A 2,201-nucleotide genomic window follows, 5' to 3' on the forward strand; every position below is an offset into this window, starting at 1 on the left:
CAGCACGTCTGAACGGGCATGACCCCTGGGCCTACTTGCGTGACGTGTTGGAGCGGCTGCCGATGCTGCCCAATAGCCGACTCGAAGAGCTGTTGCCTCATCGGTGGACTCCGCCGCAGACTTGAGCAACTGACCGCCGTCAAGATGGGACGGCCAGACGCTCACAGCGCATCAACGCCTCGAGCAAATCTTCTGCTTCTGCGCCGACCTCGCTGCCGAACTCCGGCGAGAAGAGCCTGCAATCAATGCCTGACACCAGCTCGTGCAGCAGTCGGCAGAATTGGAGGCTCTCCGCGCGAGCATCGATGCGAGCGCTGATTTCTGCGCCAGCGTCTTCTCCGGGAACGATGGCGATCCTGTTGCCAGTCTCGGCACCAAACACGGCGATGTCTTCGCACATGAGCCAGGGCTCACCGAGCCACGACGAGAGCAACTCGCGAGCGGAATTTGCTGCTGGTTTGGGCACCAATGGACGAACCCATCCGTCAACGCCCAGCGTTGGAGCTGAGCCGAGCCGCGGAACGAGGAAGAGGTCAAACTGCCAGAGGGCCATCGTGCTGCGATTATCGGGCGACCGACTGCACGCGGCCATGTGCAGTCGTTCGCGAGCGACCGGTTTCAGGTAGGCTAGCCAACATCGCTCTTCGACTCGCGCATGGAACAAGCACTCCTCGGAAAGATTGATGCGGCCCTCGCCGAGATCCGTCCGATGGCGGAGAAGTCTTTCGAGCCCGCCGTGAGCATCGAGCGCCAACTCGCGTGGTGCCGTACATTCCTCTTAGGGTGCGCTGGCGAGATTCGACCGGGCCCGTTCTCGATGGGCCTCACTGCAGTTCGCGAATTCGACATGTATGGAGACCGGCCGGAACTTGCAGCTCTGATTAACGATATCCAGCGTGCCATGCAGGCGATGTTGGGTCTGCGTTGAGAGGCGGAGGCCGGCCAGAAGCGGTAGGTAACGAGCGGCTGCTTCGAAACGGAACCTCGAAGGTGCTATTTAGACTCACGCCTCGCACGTTCCGAGGACATCGGCTCGCTGGCGGTCGCCGGCGCCATGCGAGTTCGAGCGTGGGCGATACTGAAATCGGTCGCGGCCTTCGCCACGGCCCCTTCACTCAGTATTGCAGCCATGGCGACCGAAACCTGTATTCACGGCATCTGCTTCTACGCACTTGATCCCAACGGCCCCAAGTTCTTCGGCTTCGCCGAATACCTTGCGGCAATGGCCCTGCTGGTGCTCGCCTGGACGATCGCCGACGCGCGCTACCAATTCCGCATCGAGACAGCACCGCTCCCGCTTCAGCGCATCGCGTTCGTCAACGTCGCCCTCGTTGGGATTTTCACCCTCCTGACAGATCTGTGGCGGGCCCAAGGATGGCTTGTTCCGGTGGGTCGTCCGCTGACACCAGCAATCTGGCAAGGGTTGCTCGGGTTGACCTTCCTGCTCACATTCCTTGGCTGGGCATGGTTCGCATTCGTTCGACCGCCGCGATTCGGGCCTCTAAATGCGGAGCGATATGTCCGTGCCGTGTATCGGGCGATCTTGCGTGGATCAGGAGAYGAACTCGCAGTGATCTCCGATGAGATCGCGCGTTCCGCCAGCCGGTTGATCAAGTACGCGCCATCCACCCATTCGCGCCGGAAGCCATCGAGAGCGTCACCAGGAGGTGCAGAGCCGTCATTGCGGAAGGTCGAAGGCTACGCCAACGACTTTCTACTACTGATTGCCGACCGCCGCTTCTGCCGCGCCGTCGTGGCGAAGGGCCCGGTACTCGCGCTGGCGCTGTTCCGCGAGATCGCCCTGCAGAAGAAGCACGACGTGGCGATCGGCACATTCACGCGCAACATTGTCGGCGAGGCTCTCGTGAATACTGACTCCTTCCTGTTCCACGAAACCGAAGGCTATCGAGTCGGCTTGCTCGGGCACCACAAGCCGCTCAGTCAGGCGATCTTTGGAGACTACGCTATGTTGGCCGGCATCGGTACCGCATTGGACGCCGACGTGGGCGAGAGCTTCAACTGGAACTCGGACACCTGGGTCGCCTTCCTGCGCGCAGCTCGAGTCGCGCTCAAGGCATATGTTGAAGCCGGATTCCCGTCCAGTACGACTGTCCTGTTCCGCCTCCATTCAAGGCTCGAGTTCGCTGCGCTGGACCTCTACCAGCTCGATGGCTCCAATATGCTGGAGTGGCGTACTGGCC

At 61.4% G+C, this 2,201-nt stretch carries 4 protein-coding genes; 3 read left to right on the forward strand and 1 reads right to left on the reverse strand.

The features are described from left to right. A partial coding sequence (locus AC1DXV_RS34005; protein WP_477871049.1) for a transposase domain-containing protein occupies positions 1–125 on the forward strand: 125 nt, incomplete at its 5' end. Between the two features lie 14 nt (positions 126–139). Here the strand turns inward: AC1DXV_RS34005 and AC1DXV_RS34010 are convergent. Then, positions 140–553, reverse strand: coding sequence for a hypothetical protein (locus tag AC1DXV_RS34010; RefSeq protein WP_477937973.1), 414 nt, complete (start codon positions 551–553; stop codon positions 140–142). Between the two features lie 102 nt (positions 554–655). Here AC1DXV_RS34010 and AC1DXV_RS34015 point away from each other — a divergent pair, with 102 nt between their 5' ends. Next, complete coding sequence (locus AC1DXV_RS34015) at positions 656–928, forward strand: hypothetical protein (protein WP_477872078.1); 273 nt, start codon at positions 656–658, stop codon at positions 926–928. Positions 929–1,129: 201 nt separating this feature from the next. Then, the coding region (locus tag AC1DXV_RS34020; protein WP_477937974.1) for a hypothetical protein at positions 1,130–2,201 on the forward strand (1,072 nt) is incomplete at its 3' end.

This window comes from Rhizobacter sp. P3_C12 (genome assembly GCF_056402735.1).